Below are 16,342 nucleotides of genomic sequence, written 5' to 3' on the forward strand. Positions count from 1 at the left end.
TCACGGATTTCAAAAATCGTATCATACCGGGTAAGAATAGCACAGAATGAGATAAATAGAGGAATTAATGCAACCGGAACAAACAGACTTTTCTTTTGATAGGGAGTACTTTTGAGCAACGATTGGAAAACACAACAAGAAACCTTTTTATATTACTATCATGAGTACACTACATTTTAATACAGGAATAGGAACAAAGATTCAGCTTTGTCTGATGATGTTTTTGCAGTACATGCTGAGTGCTGTCTGGTGGGTGCCGCTGGCGGCTTATTTGTCTCACACGCTCAAGCTGGAAGTGTATCAGGTTTCTTTAGTATTAAGTGCAATGGCTATCGGTGCAATGGCCTCTTCGTTTATCGGAGCAATTGCCGACCGCTATTTTGCCGCAGAGAAGATTTTGGCAGTTTTGAATATTTTAACGGGAGTTTTCCTGCTGCTGGCTGCTCAGCAGCAGGATTTTCCTCCTCTCATGTTCTTTGTTGTAATGGCAATGCTTTGTCACATGCCGACACAGAGTCTGACAAGTACGATTGCGATGAGCCACGCTCCTTCCGAGCAGTTCCCGCGTATACGTATGTTCGGTTCGGTCGGATGGGTAGCTTCGGGGATTTTCAGCCTGGTAGCTATTCATCTGTTGGGGATGGAAGCGTTCGATGATACGAACCTGCCGATGTATTGCGGAGCGGGTGTCTGTTTCATTGCTGCTTTTGCCAACCTGACACTTCCGCATACTCCTCCGTCGGTGGCAAAGAGTACAAAGATATCGGTGAAGGATATTACAGGATTCTCCGCTTTTTCTTTGATGAAAGATAAGAATTACCGTGTGTTTATGATTCTTACATTCTTGTCGATCATTCCGTTTACGCTTTACCATGTATACGGTTCCATGATTCTGGCGGACGAACAGGTACGAAATATCACAGTGACGATGAACTTCGGGCAATTGGCAGAGATGTTTTTCCTGATAATTACCACGACTATTCTGGTAAAATCGGGTATTAAGAATACATTGATATTTGGTATGGCTGCTATGCTGGTTCGTTACGGGGCCTTTTTCTTTGGGGCGGAAACAGGGCAGCAATGGTTCTATTATATCGGTATCATTGTGCACGGTTTGATTTTCGGATTATTCTATGTCGGCGGACAGGTCTATACCGATAATGTGGCACCGAAGGAGATGAAGGCACAGGCGCAGGGATTACTTTTCTTCCTGGTATGGGGGATCGGCTTCCTGATAGGAACTTTGTGGAACGGATGGTTGATCGGTCAGTTCCGTGACGGCGACAAATGTGACTGGCCGGTTTTGTTCCTGATTTCTTCGGCTTGCACGGCGGTATTGCTGTTTTTATTCATGTTCTTGTTTAAGCCGGTAAGCCTTAAAACTGTCGATAAATAATACGCATTTAATTCTCAAGACTATATATATTTTTTACGCCAAACATGAAAAAAGGGATGACCTTTGTCATCCCTTTTTTGTGTAATATGCTACAATTCATGTAAGGAGTCTTTTTTTCATCCTTTGTTTATCCGCCTCTCCCTTTTGTCTTATGCAATTGTCTATTCTTTTGTCTATCGGTGTTTCGAGGATTATCCTACTTCTTTACATACTTTTACTCATCTGAAGATAAGGTTTGAACACTTCGTTCTGCGAGATATGGTGAACGGTGATTTCTTTGTATGCCTATCAATTTGTTCGTTAAAATGCGATTATGAAATATATCAGTTAAACTTAATAATGTGAATGCTTATGAACACTTTCAAACCAATTTTTGCAGCTTTGGTGTTATTCCTTTTTCAGGCTATCTTCCTGGCTTGCAGTGACGATAAAGAAGAAATAGCTGTTCCTCCGGAGAATAGTATTCCCGGGCAGGAGTTTGGAATACGCCAACTTTCTGTAAAATTGCCCCGTCTGGGACGGCTTGAAGTACTATTTTCTAAAATCAATTGCCGTATTCATATGAAAGGGGTAGACGACCGGATCACTTATCCTGTCAACACGTTCCTTTCTGCGACGGCAGACTCGTTAATCATTGATGCGGAAGACCCGATATTGAGTGAACTGCCCCATCAGATGTACCATTTGAATTATATTACTTTCCCAAAGAAAGACCTGGCTGTGAAAGCGGGTGAGGTAGATTCGGATGCAGCCGTACAGGATACGGTTTACCTGGGGGCCCGCCTGTCGGTTGAAAATCCGGACAACATCGCTTTCCGTTCGAGCTTCAACCTGGAGACCGACCGTATAGGGGCGGGAAGTGCGGCAGACCCTGTCGCCATTGCCTGCGGAAAGAATTTTTATGATATTATATGTAACGGATTGACTATCGGCAATGATTTGAGCGGGCAATATTTCGAACTGACAGCGAATATCAATTTTCAAATGCCCGAAATTACCACCGACAAAGGCTGGGAACCTGCCGGAAGACATAATATCAACGGAGGTCCCACTTCCTTTAACGGCATACTGGACGGTAATGGCAATGCAATAGACTTACTCTCCAGCAGTTCAACGGAAGATTATGCCGGACTATTTTATAAACTTGGCGCTCAGGCTTATTTGCATGATCTCAAATTTACCTCCGTCGCGCTGATAGGAAAAGATTATATCGGAGCGGTAGCCTGTTATTCGGAAGCGGGAGCCCGGTTAGAAAATATCAGTTTGGCAGGCTTTGTAAACGGAACTTCAAATATAGGCGGATTGATAGGAGCAGGCGATGCCTCGATTGCCAATTGTGTTTCCAGCCTTACCGTAAGTGTGAAATCCGATAAATCCGCTGAATACGTAGGTGGATTGATTGGCAAAACCACTTCTTCCGACATAAAGAACTGTGTCCTGACCGGAATGGTTACAGCCGCCAAAGGCAGTAAGGTGGGAGGTATTACCGGAGCCGGAGGCTCGTTTACCAACTGTTACGTAGGCGGTTCCATACAAGGGTATAATTATACGGGAGGAATCACAGGAGAGGCCAGTGGCTCCTTTACCGGTTGTCAGGTCGGAGCTACGCTTAGCTACAATTCGTATGCTTTTCCCTGGGAAATCTTTTTAGAACAACCGAGGGTAAGCCCGTTCTCTATCAGTATCACAGGTACTAATTATGTTGGTGGATTTGCCGGTACCGGTTCCCTTACTGTCGGGAGAGAATATGTTCCTGCGAGAGTCGGGTACAACTGCTACCCTGACGGGAAACGACTATGTAGGTGGATTGGTCGGGTTGAGTAAATCTCTGGAAGCCAGGGTGTCGGCTTCTTTCATCTCTTACGCTCATCTCAATGCTAATAACTATGTTGGCGGAGTAGCCGGTCAGCTGGAAAATATGAATGCGGATGCCATTTTCACCAACCGTGGACCTATCAATTCGAAAGGAGGCGAATGCGGCGGAATTGTGGGCAGGGGAGTCGCTCTCACCTGTAAAGGCACCTGGACTAACGAGGCTACTATCGTTGGCGCCACGAAAGTAGGAGGTGTTATCGGTTATGTGGATAAAATGGATAGCCAATGTGAAATCAACATGATCAATGACGGATCGATAAAAGCTACAGGTTTTTACCTCGGCGGTCTGGTCGGACGTAGTAGCAGTCCGCTTCGCTTTGGTACGGACAGTCGTGTCAGCCAGGAAGGAGGATCTATGAAAATAGAAGGTGATTCTTATATAGGCGGTATAGTAGGAAGGATTGAAGCGGATCTCGGTTCTACATCATACGTTATAAACAAACAACCTGCTGTTTATGCAAACATATATGCCAAACCAGGTTTAAGTGGTGAACGTGGCTTTGTCGGTGGTATATGTGGCTATATATATGCGTAATACAGCCGGGGTAACCCAGGTTATCAACGGCACGAATATATGTAAAATAGTAATTACCTCCTCATGCCCTACCAGTACAGGCGGAGCGATCGGTTATCTACGTGCGGAAACCAATAAGGACGATGTCGGTCAAATCAAACTCAGCGGAATAACTCAGTTGACCGGTAGTATTTCCGCTACTGGTGGAGCTGTCGGCGGCATTGTCGGACGGGTGGAAAACAAGAATAACAAGAGTATCCTGATCGAGAACTGTAAAAATTTTGTCAGCCTCACCTCTACGGCAACCAGCAATGTGGACGGCTTCGGCGGTATCGTCGGACTGCGTAGCGAACCAGGGTATGAGATCCGGATCGCCAATTGTGCCAATTACGCCAATATATCCGGACGAAACGTCTCCGCGGCAGGCGGTATTTTGGGACAGCAGGAAGAAAACGTCTATATCGACCAATGTTTCAATGCCGGTAAGATCGATGCCAACAGTGCAGTAGGCGGTATCCTCGGGCGTGTATTCGAACATGCAGCCGTAGAGAACTGCTTTAACATGGGCGAAGTGCCTTGGGTATCGGGCAAGACCCTCCTGGCCGGTATTGTCGGACAGAAAGAGAACAAAAGCAAAAAAGACCTCCGGATCAAAAATTGCTATAACGTAGGATCTACTGGTTGGGGGATTATCGGCGGTGAAGACGATAAGAACGTGGAGTGCCAGAACTGCTATTACCTCGATACCGCCTCCGACGGCGATATGAAAAAGAGCGGATCAGAATCGAAAAATGCCACCCAGATGCGCCAAAAGGCTACCTATTCCGCTTTCCCGTCCGACATCTGGGCTTTCGGAACCGATGGGGAGTCTGCTCCAACTTTGAAGAATAATAAGATAGCTTCCGGTTATCCCAATCCATTATCCCGATAAATACATTTAATATACATAGACAATATGAAGATACATAAAATACATACTCTCCGTTTCAGCCGCCTTTTCCTGGCTTTGCTGGTAACATCCTTCCTGATGTTGGCCGGTTGTAAAGACGACGATAATAAGACACCCGTACCTGGAGGTGACGACGATTACGGGCAGGAGCAGCGCGTCGAACTGGCTGCCGACCTTAGCAGCGAAATACCCACAGGTGAAATAAGCTGCCGCTTTATCTATAACAGGAATACCCCGTTGGCAGTCAAAGCTACCCATTCGGTCGAGAACGGCAAATCGGTGTTCTACCTCGACTCACAACTTCGGATAGGCCGCTACATTTTGGCTTCTATTATCCACAAAACCAGTGAGGAAGTTTTCAGTGAAGCCAATGTCGGTTGTGCGCTCGATGTCTCCACCCGAACCAATGCCGTTTCACCTTCTACTTTCGACAAGCTGGCTGGCTATTTCGGTACCGGTACAGTCGACGATCCTTATCGTATCGCTTCATCGACAGGCTTTGACGTTATGCGTAAACTGCTTGAAGACGGCACAAATTCGTTTGAAGGCAAATACTTTTTGCAAACCGCCGATATCAATATGGTCGGCTCCTATAACAAAGGTTTCCGTCCTATTGCTCACCAGCAGGCCTTTCCTTTCAAAGGTTGTTACGACGGGGGAGGACACACGATATCCTATTGTGCCATCCGCACCCTCGACTCGAAAGACCAGCAGGTCGGAAGCGAGGTACGTGCTACGGGACTGTTCGGCTATGCCTGCGGTGCCACGTTTCGCAACGTCACGATGGTAGACCCTGTGTCGATAGGCGCCAACTCGACTGGAACTCTGATCGGTGCCGTGTTGGGCATTTCCGGGGAAATAGAAACTCCGACTTATCTGGATAATTGCCGCGTACGGAGAATATCCGCTACTGCGAGCGAAGTATACGGTATTAATTTTGTCGGTGGTCTGGTCGGTGGTGTCGATGCGCAAGCCGTCCTGGTCATGCACCGTTGTGTGAATGAAGGGTTGCCGGTGGGTAACCGTTCCGACGGATCGTTTATAGGTGGTCTGGTCGGTGGCGGAACCGTCAATGCCACTGCCATTATGGACAGTTGTGTCAACCTGACCTTGGTCAGTGCAGCCGGTAGCCGTTGTGCAGGTGGTCTGATCGGTGGTATTGAAACTGCAAATATCAGTAACTGTATGAATAAAGGTGATGTCAGCGCGACCCATCCGGCGGCTCTCGGAACCGGCGGCATTGCAGGCGGCCTGGGTACTTCTACGCTTGCTGTTGTGCAGAATGAAGGCCGCATAAGCGGTTATGAAGGTACGGGCGGTATTGTAGGCAGCACCGTAATCAGTAAAAGTGACGGGAGTTATAACGACCTTATCATTACTTCTGCCCACAATTACGGAGCTGTTTATGGAACTGACAACTCCGGTGGTATCGCCGGCGAAGCACAAATGATGATGACCGATTGCTATAACCGGGCTTCTGTAGAGGCAACAGGCACTTTTGCCGGTGGATTGGCTGGTTACACGCCTACTGTCGTAGTCAACAATAGTTATAACAATGGCAAGGTCGATGCTCAAAACTTTTCCGGAGGATTACTGGGACGTGCCTCCTATTATATATTGACCAACAGTTCTAACCTGGCTTCTGTTGCCGCTTCAAAAGGAATGGCGGCTGGTATCCTCGCCCTTGGCGGTACGACCGGTATGATCAACTTTTGCACCAATTATGGTCCGGTAAGCGGTACCGATCTCACAGCCGGGATCATTGCCCATGCCGGCGAAACCCGGTCGTTCACCAATCGCGACATCGCTTCTGTTGTTATCTCCTCCGGAAAGACGCAATACAAGCTGATAAAAGCCTTGAAAACTCCACCAAAAGAAATGTCCAGTATGAAAGCTCTTTTCAAAGGAGCCAAGAAGGTGGTGAAGATTGCTGCTTCGGCCAAAGATTTGATTGAGGCTATCGCTACCCCGCCGCTGATGCAGGATATAAGCATGTGGGACGAACTCTATAACCAGAAGCTCGATGTGCGCAACGAAGAAATGATTGCACGGATGAATAGTGAAGTTTTCAGTTCACTGCCTCTCTATTACGGTCCTTTGGCTGGTTCGGGGGTATTGCCCGGGTTGGTTTACGATAACTCGCAGGCTTTCACCCGGAGCCTGGAAGGAGACGGAGATGATCTCTATGCCGATGCTGTGCACGAACGCCTGGCAGATATTAGTGTACAAGTGGCTAAGATTGAGCAGAACCGCGAAATAGCACTCGCTGTTGCCGGTTGTATCCTGGCTGTTGCCGGGGCAGTCGTTTCTGGTGGGGCCGCTACCGCAGCTGTGGTTATTTGTTCTGCGGCCGTATCGACGGTTGGCAACCTGACCGAACGCATGGACAATTGTATCGAAATCTCTCAGTGCAGCAATTTCGGAGATATCAGTGCCGGGAAAAACGGTTACGGAATCATCGCTTTCCAGGGTGACCATCTGAAACTGCACAATTGTTTCTCGGCCGGTGCTGCCTCCGGTTACGGTGTAGGCGACACGGCGCTCGACGGCCTGGACGATGTGAAACCCCGCCGTATCATTTCGATCGGCATGATCAACCAGGACCCTTTCAAGAGTGGTGCAGCCGTTGCCAACCAGGGTCTTTTCTTCCTGGTTGACGGTTCCGGCAAATCGAAGTCCGGTGGTTGTACAGGAGAGGAACTGGCACTCAAATCGACCTACACCGATACGCAAAGTCCCTTCGACTTCGACGATAATAAGACCTGGAATTTCCAAACTCCTATCGTGCCGCTGCCGTACAATAATTTGTATTTCGGCTTCCGGTAAAAAAACGCTATAAAGTTAAAAAGGTATTGCTATGATCGTGGCAATACCTTTTTGATTCTATGGGGGTAGTGTGTTTCTTAACATATATCTTTCGGTGACATACTGTCACTCAAATTACTACCTTTGGCTCAATGGCTGTATGAAACGCTTACAGTCTGACAAAAACAATAAAACAGAAATAGTATGAGACCGGAAGATTACATCATCCGTGAGGGAAAGTTTGGTGCACACAACTATCATCCCCTGCCTGTCGTTCTCGAGAAAGGAGAAGGCGTATTTGTGTGGGACGTGGAAGGCAAACGTTATTTTGATTTCCTATCCGGTTATTCCGCCCTGAGCCAGGGGCATTGCCATCCTAAAATCATTAAAGCATTAACCGAACAGGCGCAGAAGCTGACACTCGTATCGCGTGCATTTCACGCTGATATATTGGGTGAATACATGGAGTTTGCCTGTAAGTTCTTCGGCTACGACAAACTGTTACCGATGAATACCGGAGCAGAAGCGGTCGAGACCGCCCTGAAGCTGGCACGCCGTTGGGGATACCGCATCAAGGGTATCGCTCCCGAAAAAGCAAAGATTATTGTTTGCAGCGAGAACTTCCACGGGCGGACGATTACAATCATCTCGATGAGTACCGACCTGAGTTCCTATGAAGACTTCGGACCATACACGCCGGGTTTTATTAAAGTACAATATAATAATGTAGAAGCATTGGCAGAAGCATTGCAAGATCCCGATGTAGTCGGTTTCCTGTTGGAGCCGATACAGGGAGAGGCAGGCGTAGTTGTTCCCGATGACGGTTATCTCCGCCGGTGCTACGACCTCTGTAAACAACATAACGCCCTGTTCATCGCAGATGAGATACAGACCGGTATCGGTCGTACCGGGAAACTGCTGGCTTGCGATTATGAAAACATCCATCCCGATATCCTGATCCTAGGTAAGGCATTGTCGGGCGGTGTAACCCCTGTTTCCGCCGTCCTTGCCAATGATGAGATCATGCTGACGATCGCGCCGGGCGAACATGGCTCTACGTATGGCGGAAACCCGCTGGCTGCCGCTGTCGGTATCGCCGCCCTCGAAGTGGTGAGGGATGAGAAGCTGTCGGAGAATGCTTATGCAATGGGGGAACTGTTCCGGAGCGAGATGGAAAGGATTGACAATCCGATGGTTAAAAAGGTGAGAGGAAAAGGTCTTTTGAATGCCGTAGTCACTGAACCGCACGGTGGAAAGGTAGCCTGGGATATCTGCCTCGCCCTGAAAGAGAACGGCCTGATCGCCAAACCGACACACGATCATATCATCCGCTTCACACCACCGCTGATCATTACCCGCGACCAGATGATGGAGGCGGTAGGGATCATACGGGAAACGTTTGCTCAGTTTTAGAAGAATAATGTGGCAATATGGCAATGTGCCAATTTAAAAATAATTGAGCTATCTGCTAATTATAGGATGAGCCAGTTAGTGACGGTGTCTTCAGGCTGTAGGCCTGTAACAAACCAGCCCAGGGTTCTAACCCTGGGTTCCTTTGAATCCTTCTCTTTCTGAGGCACCCTGTAGGGGTGCGACAAGATGGAAATGGTTGATATTTATCTTGTCCCGCCCTTACAGGGCGGAAAGACAAGAGCGGGTTTTCATAAACCCAGGGTTAGAACCCTGGGCTGGTTTGTTAAAGCCTTACAGGCTTACATTGACACCGTAAGGGCGGTTCGCGAACGCCCTTACCAACGACGCTACATTCATTCACTTTTGATAATAATCGAAATAAATTATCATATGAAAATAAACGTAATAGGAGTCCCTCTGAACCTGGGTTGTGACCGGGAAGGCGTTGAACGGGCCCCGAACCATCTGCGTGAACGGGGACTGATGCAGGTTATCCGGAAGAATGGGCATCGTGCCTTTGATTTGGGCAACCTCTATGTCCCGCTTGTGTCGGAAGCGGATAAGTTTGCCCGGAGCAAGAGTATGAAATACCTCGATGCGATAGTGGAGGTGAACAATAACCTGGCGGAACTGGTCTATGATACGCTACGCGGAGGAGCTTTCCCGCTGGTTATCGGCGGCGATCATTCACTTGGACTGGGCAGTGCCTCCGGGGTTGGAAAAAGTTTTGAGGATTTCGGTATCATCTGGCTGGATGCACACGGCGATCTCAATACGAATGAAACTTCTCCCAGCGGAAATATCCACGGTATGCCGTTGAGTGCTTTGATGGGCATGGGTAGCGAGGAACTTGTCAATATATACGGACAAGGGAATAAGGTGAATCCGCAGAATGTCTTTCTGGTGGGTACCCGTAGCCTGGATGAAGGAGAGTTGGCACTGATAGACCGGGAACATTTAAGTGTCTACACGATGGAAACGATCCATCTGAAAGGCATCGGCTTTGTAGCGGAAGATATTAAACGGAAACTGAAGGAAAGGAAAATACGCAACGTCCATTTCAGTATCGATGTGGACAGTATCGACCCCCGCTTTGCTCCGGGAACGGGAACGCGGGTCAGCGAAGGCCTGATCCCCGACGAGTTTAAAGATTTTGTGGAACATATGCTATCTACGAACCTGATAAAGTCGATGGACCTGGTCGAGCTGAATCCTGATCTGGATACGAATGATTTGACAACCAATCTCTGCCTCGATATTATCGATTATATAACCGCCCGGCTCTGACCGTACTGCCGGAAAGAGATAAAAAAGGTGCCGGGTCTTTTAGCAGATGCGGCACCTTTCTTGTTAACCTAGAACCTCCTTTCTATTTTGCCTGGAAGCCTCTTTCTAGCTTGCCTCGAAAGGAGGTCTAGGTAGGCTAGAATTTTTATTCTTCCTGCCCTCCTCCCAAAGCATGGTAGAGGTTGATGACACCTTGTATTTCGTCGAAGCGGTCAGCCGCCTGGGAAAGTTCGGCCTGCAACAATGATTGTTGGGCAGTCAGCACTTCCAGGTAGGTGATATTTCCGTGGTCCATCAGCAACTGCGTGCTTTTTACGGTCTTTTGCAGGGAAACGATTTGCCGGTCAGCCAGTGTGATGCGTCCGCGTGCCGTCTGCCACTGGGTCAGGGCGTTGTTCACTTCGCTACCTGCATTCAGGATGCTTTGCTGGAAAGCCAGTGAGGCTTCTTCCTGCTGCGCTTTCGCAATCTTCAGCTGGGCGATGTTGGCGCCTTTGTTGAATAACGGCTGCGTCAGCGAACCGATAGCCTGCAACAGCAAACCGCCGGGATTCGCGATGATGCCTCCTCCGCTGTTGGTCCATCCGACTACACCGCTCAGGTTGATGTTCGGATAGAAAGCGCTCCGTGCCCCGTTCGTTGTATAAAACGCCTGTGCCAGCGAGTATTCTGCCTGCCGTACGTCCGGACGGTTGCCCAGGAGGGCGAGCGGAACGCCGGTCGACAATGTCTCGGGAAACTCCTGGCGGTCCAGGTTGCCCCGTTCTACTCGCTGCGGTACTTCTCCGAGCAGGTTGGAAAGGCTGTTCTCCATCTCATTAATCTGCTGGCGCAAGGTCAGGAGGGAGGCTTCTACGCTGAGGCAGTTTGCTTCCGACTGCGAGACGGCGGCTTCGTTTGTCAGTCCCGCCTTTTTCAATGCCTGCATGGCTTGTACATTCTCTTTCCAAAGAGAGGCCGTCCGTTCACTGATGACAAGTTGTTTGTCGAGCAATAATAAAGTGTAGTAGGAGTTGGCTATAGTGGCTATTAGCTGTGTCCGGACGGCCTGTTTGTATGATTTGGTTTGTTCGAGAGCTGCCTGCGCACTTCTTTTGGCGTTTGTCAGTCTCCCGAATATATCTATTTCCCAACTCGCTGAGGCTGCCAGCTGATAACTTTTGGCGGCTTTCGAACCGTCGAAACTGCTGATGGTACCCTGCGGAGTCAGGTTAAGAGCCGGCAGGTAAGCCAGGCGCGACGTCATCAGGGCGGCTTCGGCCTCCTGTACCCGCAGGTGGGCGGTGCGGAAGTCGGTGTTGTTTTCCAACCCTTTTTCAATCAGTGCCTGCAACTGAGGGTCTGTGAAAAGTTCCCGCCAGTCGAGATTGCCGATGCTTGTCGTATCCGTAGCCGGCGCCTCCTCCCTGAACAGGTTGTCAGGGACGGAGGTTTCCGGTTGGTAGGATTTGTAGATGCCGCACCCGCTCAGTAGCGAGAGGGTGGCGACAGATAATAGAATGATATTATTTTTCATCTGCTTATTTTTCTTTCTTTTTACTATCGAGATATTCTTTCCGCTCGGCAGTTACTTCTTCTACTTCTTCCTGAATCTGCCAGTCGTGTGTCGGCTCGAACTGTATCGGGCGTACTTTCTCCTGCAAATACTGGAATACAATGAACAGCGAAGGAACGACGAACAGCAGGGCGAGCGTTCCGATCAGCATACCACCGACGGCACCCGTTCCCAACGAACTGTTACCGTTTGCACCTACACCGGTCGCTACAACCAGCGGGAGCAGACCGAATACCATCGTCAACGCCGTCATCAGAATCGGACGCAGACGAACTTTGGCGGCAGACAGGGCGGCCGAAGTCAGGCTCATACCGGCTGCACGGCGTTCGGTTGCATACTCGGTTAATAAGATCGCCGTCTTTGCCAGAAGTCCGATTAGCATAATCAAACCGGTTTGCAGGTAAATATTATTCTCCAACCCCATCATTCTTGCAAACAGGAAACTACCCATCAGGCCGAATGGTACTGAAAGGATCACGGCAAACGGGATCAGGAAGCTCTCGTAAAGCGCACTCAGGATCAGGTAGATCATCAGGATACAGATGATAAAGATTACCGTTGTCGTATCGCTCTGTTGATTTTCCTCACGGGTGATACCGGCAAAGTCGTAACCATATCCTTTCGGAAGAGCGGTTGATGCCACTTCTTTTACTGCATTGATCGCATCACCGGAGCTATATCCTGCCGCAGGCATGGCATTCACATTGATAGAATTGTACATATTGAAACGGCTCAGCGACTCTGCACCGTATACCTTTGTCAGCGTTACGAACTGGCTCAACGGGGACATTTCACCGTTTGCCATACGGACAAACGTATTGTCCAGCGAAGAGTCGTCCAGACGGTAGATCGGCGAAGCCTGAATCATAACCTTATATACCTTCGAGAAACGGTTGAAGTTGGAAACGTACTGTCCGCCATAGTAACCCGAGAGGGTACTCAGAACAGCATCCGGTGTAATGCCGGCACGTTTACATTTCGCCGCGTCTACTGTCACCTCCCATTGCGGATAGTTGATAGCGAAGGTAGAATAAGCAGCCGCAATCTCCGGACGTTCGCGCAGGGCGGCCAGATATTGCTGGGTGGTATTGAAGAACTCGGTGAGATCGCCTCCCTTTTTGTCCTGCATGTACATTTCCAATGCGTTACCCATACCGTAACCCGGGATCATACCCGGAGCCATGGCGAAGATATTGGCATCTTTTATATCGGCAGTCCGTCCGTACACCTGTCCGATGACAGATTGCACATGGTCTTCTTTGGCGGTACGTTCGTCCCACGGTTTCAGTTTCAGAATAAACATACCGAACGAATTACCCTGTCCCGAGATCAGTCCGTAGCCGGAAACCTTATTATATTCTTTTATCTGCGGAATATCTTTGATACGTTGTTCGATATCCGTCATGATGATATCGGTTGTAGCCAGTGAATAGCCGGCTGCGGTAGTTACATTGACAAACAGTACTCCCTGGTCTTCGTCAGGTACCAGACTGGTTTTAGTCGTCTTCATCAGTAAAACGAGTACGACAATCGAGCAAGCCAGTAACGACCATGTAAGCCATTTCCGTTTGATAAAGAACAATACACCTTTTTTATATTTGGTGATGATTGCATCGAAAGCCGTATTGAACGCTCTACGGAAACGGGCGGCAAAGTTTTCTTTCTGCGTACCGTCTTCATTGATATACGGTTTCAGGATCAGGGCGCACAAAGCAGGACTCAGCGTCAATGCGTTGATAGCGAAATACCTACGGCAACCGCCATCGTCAGACCGAACTGGGTGTAAAACGTACCCGAAGTACCGCTCATGAACGATACCGGAATAAATACAGCCATAAATACCAGTGAAGAAGAAATAATGGCGGTGCTGATACCGTTCATGGCATCCATACTTGCCATGTACGATGATTTATACCCGACGTCGAATCGGGCCTGCACCGCCTCGACGACGACAATGGCGTCGTCCACCACCGTACCGATCACCAGCACGAGCGCAAACAATGTAATCAGGTTGATACTGAATCCGGCAATCGACATAAAGGCAAACGTACCGACCAGCGATACGATGATACCAACCAGCGGGATCAACGTCGAACGGATATCCTGCAAAAATATGTATACAACAAGGATAACCAGGATAATCGCTTCGATCAGCGTCTTCACCACTTCATTGATAGAAGCGTAGAGGAAGTCGTTCGAACTCATCATCTGTACGATCTCTACCCCTTTGGGCAGGTCCTTACGCGCTTCGTTCAGAAAGGCGTCGATATTATTGTTTACCTCGGTTGCATTCGAACCGGCTGTCTGGAAGATCATACAGGAGATACCGGTATGTCCTGATGTCTCACCGATATATGCGTAGCTTTCGCGACCGAGTTCTATTTCGGCTATATCTTTCAGTTTCAACACTTCGCCGTCCTCCGATGAGCGGATCACGATATCTCCGAACTCTTCCGGTTGTATCAGACGTCCTTTGTACTTCATCGTGTACTGGTAAGCCTCTTTAGAGTTTTCACCGAACGAACCGGTAGCCGACTCGATATTCTGTTCGGCCAGGACGGCTGTAACATCGGCCGGGATCAGATTGTATTGTGCCATTACGTCCGGTTTCATCCAGACACGCATGCTATAGTCGCCTCCCATTACCATCAACTCTCCTACACCCGAAATACGGAGGATTTCCGGTTTAAGGTTGATGCTCAGGTAGTTTGAAAGGAAGTTCTCATCATATGAGTCATCGGGACTGTAGATGGAAAATATCTGTAACATACTGGTTTGCCGCTTCGTTGTCGTTACACCGACCTGGTTCACTTCTGCGGGAAGCTGACCGCTGGCTTTCGACACACGGTTCTGCACATTCACAGCGGCCATGTCCGGATCAGTACCTTGCTTAAAATAGACCATGATGGAGACGGTACCGGCATTAGTCGCAGTAGAGGTCATATAGGTCATATCTTCAACGCCGTTGATGGCTTCCTCCAACGGGGCGATAACACTTTTCTGAAGTGTTTCGGCGCTGGCTCCGAAATAAGTGGTGCTTACCATGACGGTAGGCGGTGCGATATCGGGATATTGTTCGACGGGCAGGCTCGTCAATCCGATGATACCCATGAATACTATCACGATAGAGATAACGGCTGATAGTACCGGGCGTTCTATAAAGGTTCTTAATTTCATATTCCTTCTTTCAATTATTGTTTAACCTGAATCGGGGTTCCTTCACGCAGCAAACCTACGCCTTCGGCAACAATCACGTCACCCGGCTTCAAACCATCGTTCACGATATATTCCTGTCCGCCGTTTACACGGGTGACATTTACCTGGGCAGAAGTTGCTTTGCCGTCTACCACCTTATAGACATATACTTTGTCCTGTATCTCGAAAGTCGCTGTCTGCGGAATTACAATACTGCCGGATTTCTCGGTAGACAAGATGATGTTACCGGAGTTGCCGCTGTAAAGTATGCCGTCTTCATTCGGGAACACAGCACGCAGGCTTACGGTTCCCGTGCTACGGTCAATCACACCGCTGATAGTCTCCACTTTTCCTTTTACGGGGTAAACGGATTTGTCGTTCAGTTGTAATTCCACTTCCGGCATCATTTCCAGCGCTTTCTGTTTGGAGCCGTACTGGCGGGTAAGTCCCAGCAGTTGGTTTTCCGTCAGGGAGAAGTAGACATACATGTCCGAATTGTCCGAAACCGTGGTCAACGGCTTAGGCAGACTGGCACTGACCAGTGCTCCTACTCTATAGGGAAGTGTTCCGACAACTCCATTCGACGGACTTTTCACCTCTGTATAGGACAGGTTATTGCGGGCATTCAGTTCCAGGGCTTTCATCTGTGCCAGTTGAGCCTTGGCACTTAGCCAGGAGTTTTCGGCAGTCTGTAGGTCGAAAGCGGAGACTACATTTTGTGCATGTAATTCTTTTTTGCTGTCTAACGTCAGTTTTGCAGTGCTTAACGCTGCTTCTGCTGCTTCCACATTGGCTTGGGCTGTCTGCAAAGCCGCCTGATAAGGCACCTGGTCGATTACAAACAATAACTGTCCTTTGCGTACAGCCTGTCCTTCTTCCACACATAATTGAGTGATAAAACCTGAAACCTGTGGATAGATGTCGATGTCCTGACGTCCGCGGATAGTGGCAGAATAGAGACTGCTCAGGGTTTTGTCGGTTGTAGACACTTTTAGTACTTTGTACTCATTGTTCACCATCATGGCCGGCTGTTCTTTACATGAGCTGGCAACAAGGCATAAGAACCCTACCCCGATGCCACCCAGGCATCTGGTAATTAATTTTTCTTCATTTCTACGTACTTATTTTATTTATAATCCCGGCAGCCGGATTGTTCCAAAATAAAAAACATCAATAGGGTGATATTCAAGTGAGAATAGTTTGTTACTCTTTGATATTTACTGCCTTAACTAATAACCGGTGCAAATGTCCGACTTTTTCTCAAATGAAGTGTGGTTGAAAATTGAATATTGTTGTTCCAAAATTTGAACAGGGGATATCACACGAAACCATTTTGCTGACGTCATCAAAATG

Annotated in this window: 8 protein-coding genes and 1 pseudogene; 6 read left to right on the forward strand and 3 right to left on the reverse strand. The window is 48.5% G+C overall.

What is annotated here, in order from left to right; genetic code table 11:
• Positions 1-160 precede the first annotated feature (160 nt).
• The 6 genes from DXA15_RS15180 to rocF all read left to right on the forward strand — a co-directional run bounded on the left by DXA15_RS15180 (position 161) and on the right by rocF (position 10,239).
• Positions 161-1,396: an MFS transporter gene (locus tag DXA15_RS15180; RefSeq protein WP_128134560.1), complete on the forward strand. Its 1,236-nt coding sequence runs from the start codon at positions 161-163 to the stop codon at positions 1,394-1,396.
• A 351-nt stretch (positions 1,397-1,747) separates the two neighbouring features.
• Positions 1,748-3,220, forward strand: coding sequence for a GLUG motif-containing protein (locus tag DXA15_RS15185; RefSeq protein WP_158579675.1), 1,473 nt, complete (start codon positions 1,748-1,750; stop codon positions 3,218-3,220).
• The gene (locus DXA15_RS15190; protein WP_128134562.1) at positions 3,144-3,806 is read left to right on the forward strand and encodes a hypothetical protein; all 663 of its coding nucleotides are present in this window, start codon (positions 3,144-3,146) and stop codon (positions 3,804-3,806) included. The genes DXA15_RS15185 and DXA15_RS15190 overlap by 77 nt, the downstream gene beginning before the upstream one ends.
• Before the next feature lie 934 nt (positions 3,807-4,740).
• Complete coding sequence (locus DXA15_RS15200; protein WP_128134563.1) at positions 4,741-7,560, forward strand: GLUG motif-containing protein; 2,820 nt, start codon at positions 4,741-4,743, stop codon at positions 7,558-7,560.
• A gap of 183 nt (positions 7,561-7,743) precedes the next feature.
• Positions 7,744-8,952 carry an ornithine--oxo-acid transaminase gene (gene rocD / locus DXA15_RS15205; RefSeq protein ID WP_128134564.1) on the forward strand — a complete coding sequence of 403 codons (1,209 nt, stop codon included), beginning with the start codon at positions 7,744-7,746 and terminating at the stop codon, positions 8,950-8,952.
• Between the two features lie 390 nt (positions 8,953-9,342).
• Positions 9,343-10,239 carry an arginase gene (rocF, locus tag DXA15_RS15210; protein ID WP_128134565.1) on the forward strand — a complete coding sequence of 299 codons (897 nt, stop codon included), beginning with the start codon at positions 9,343-9,345 and terminating at the stop codon, positions 10,237-10,239.
• 145 nt (positions 10,240-10,384) lie between these two features.
• Here the strand turns inward: rocF and DXA15_RS15215 are convergent, their stop codons facing one another.
• The 3 genes and pseudogenes from DXA15_RS15215 to DXA15_RS15225 form a co-directional block, all read right to left on the reverse strand.
• Positions 10,385-11,755, reverse strand: a complete 1,371-nt coding sequence (locus DXA15_RS15215) for a TolC family protein (protein ID WP_128134566.1) — start codon at positions 11,753-11,755, stop codon at positions 10,385-10,387.
• Between the two features lie 4 nt (positions 11,756-11,759).
• Positions 11,760-14,971, reverse strand: a pseudogene (locus DXA15_RS15220) (efflux RND transporter permease subunit).
• A gap of 14 nt (positions 14,972-14,985) precedes the next feature.
• Positions 14,986-16,086 carry an efflux RND transporter periplasmic adaptor subunit gene (locus DXA15_RS15225; RefSeq protein WP_128134567.1) on the reverse strand — a complete coding sequence of 367 codons (1,101 nt, stop codon included), beginning with the start codon at positions 16,084-16,086 and terminating at the stop codon, positions 14,986-14,988.
• Positions 16,087-16,342: the final 256 nt, after the last annotated feature.

The sequence above is a fragment of the Parabacteroides sp. AM58-2XD genome (assembly GCF_003463685.1).
Classification (GTDB): domain Bacteria; phylum Bacteroidota; class Bacteroidia; order Bacteroidales; family Tannerellaceae; genus Parabacteroides; species Parabacteroides segnis.

What these genes read in the sequence shown, in the direction of transcription:
- DXA15_RS15180 (WP_128134560.1), top strand. Translation starts at nt 161, where the DNA reads ATGAGTACACTACATTTTAATACAGGAATAGGAACAAAGATTCAGCTT.
- DXA15_RS15185 (WP_158579675.1), top strand. Translation starts at nt 1,748, where the DNA reads ATGAACACTTTCAAACCAATTTTTGCAGCTTTGGTGTTATTCCTTTTT.
- DXA15_RS15190 (WP_128134562.1), top strand. Translation starts at nt 3,144, where the DNA reads ATGTTCCTGCGAGAGTCGGGTACAACTGCTACCCTGACGGGAAACGAC.
- DXA15_RS15200 (WP_128134563.1), top strand. Translation starts at nt 4,741, where the DNA reads ATGAAGATACATAAAATACATACTCTCCGTTTCAGCCGCCTTTTCCTG.
- rocD (WP_128134564.1), top strand. Translation starts at nt 7,744, where the DNA reads ATGAGACCGGAAGATTACATCATCCGTGAGGGAAAGTTTGGTGCACAC.
- rocF (WP_128134565.1), top strand. Translation starts at nt 9,343, where the DNA reads ATGAAAATAAACGTAATAGGAGTCCCTCTGAACCTGGGTTGTGACCGG.
- DXA15_RS15215 (WP_128134566.1), bottom strand. Translation starts at nt 11,755, where the DNA reads ATGAAAAATAATATCATTCTATTATCTGTCGCCACCCTCTCGCTACTG.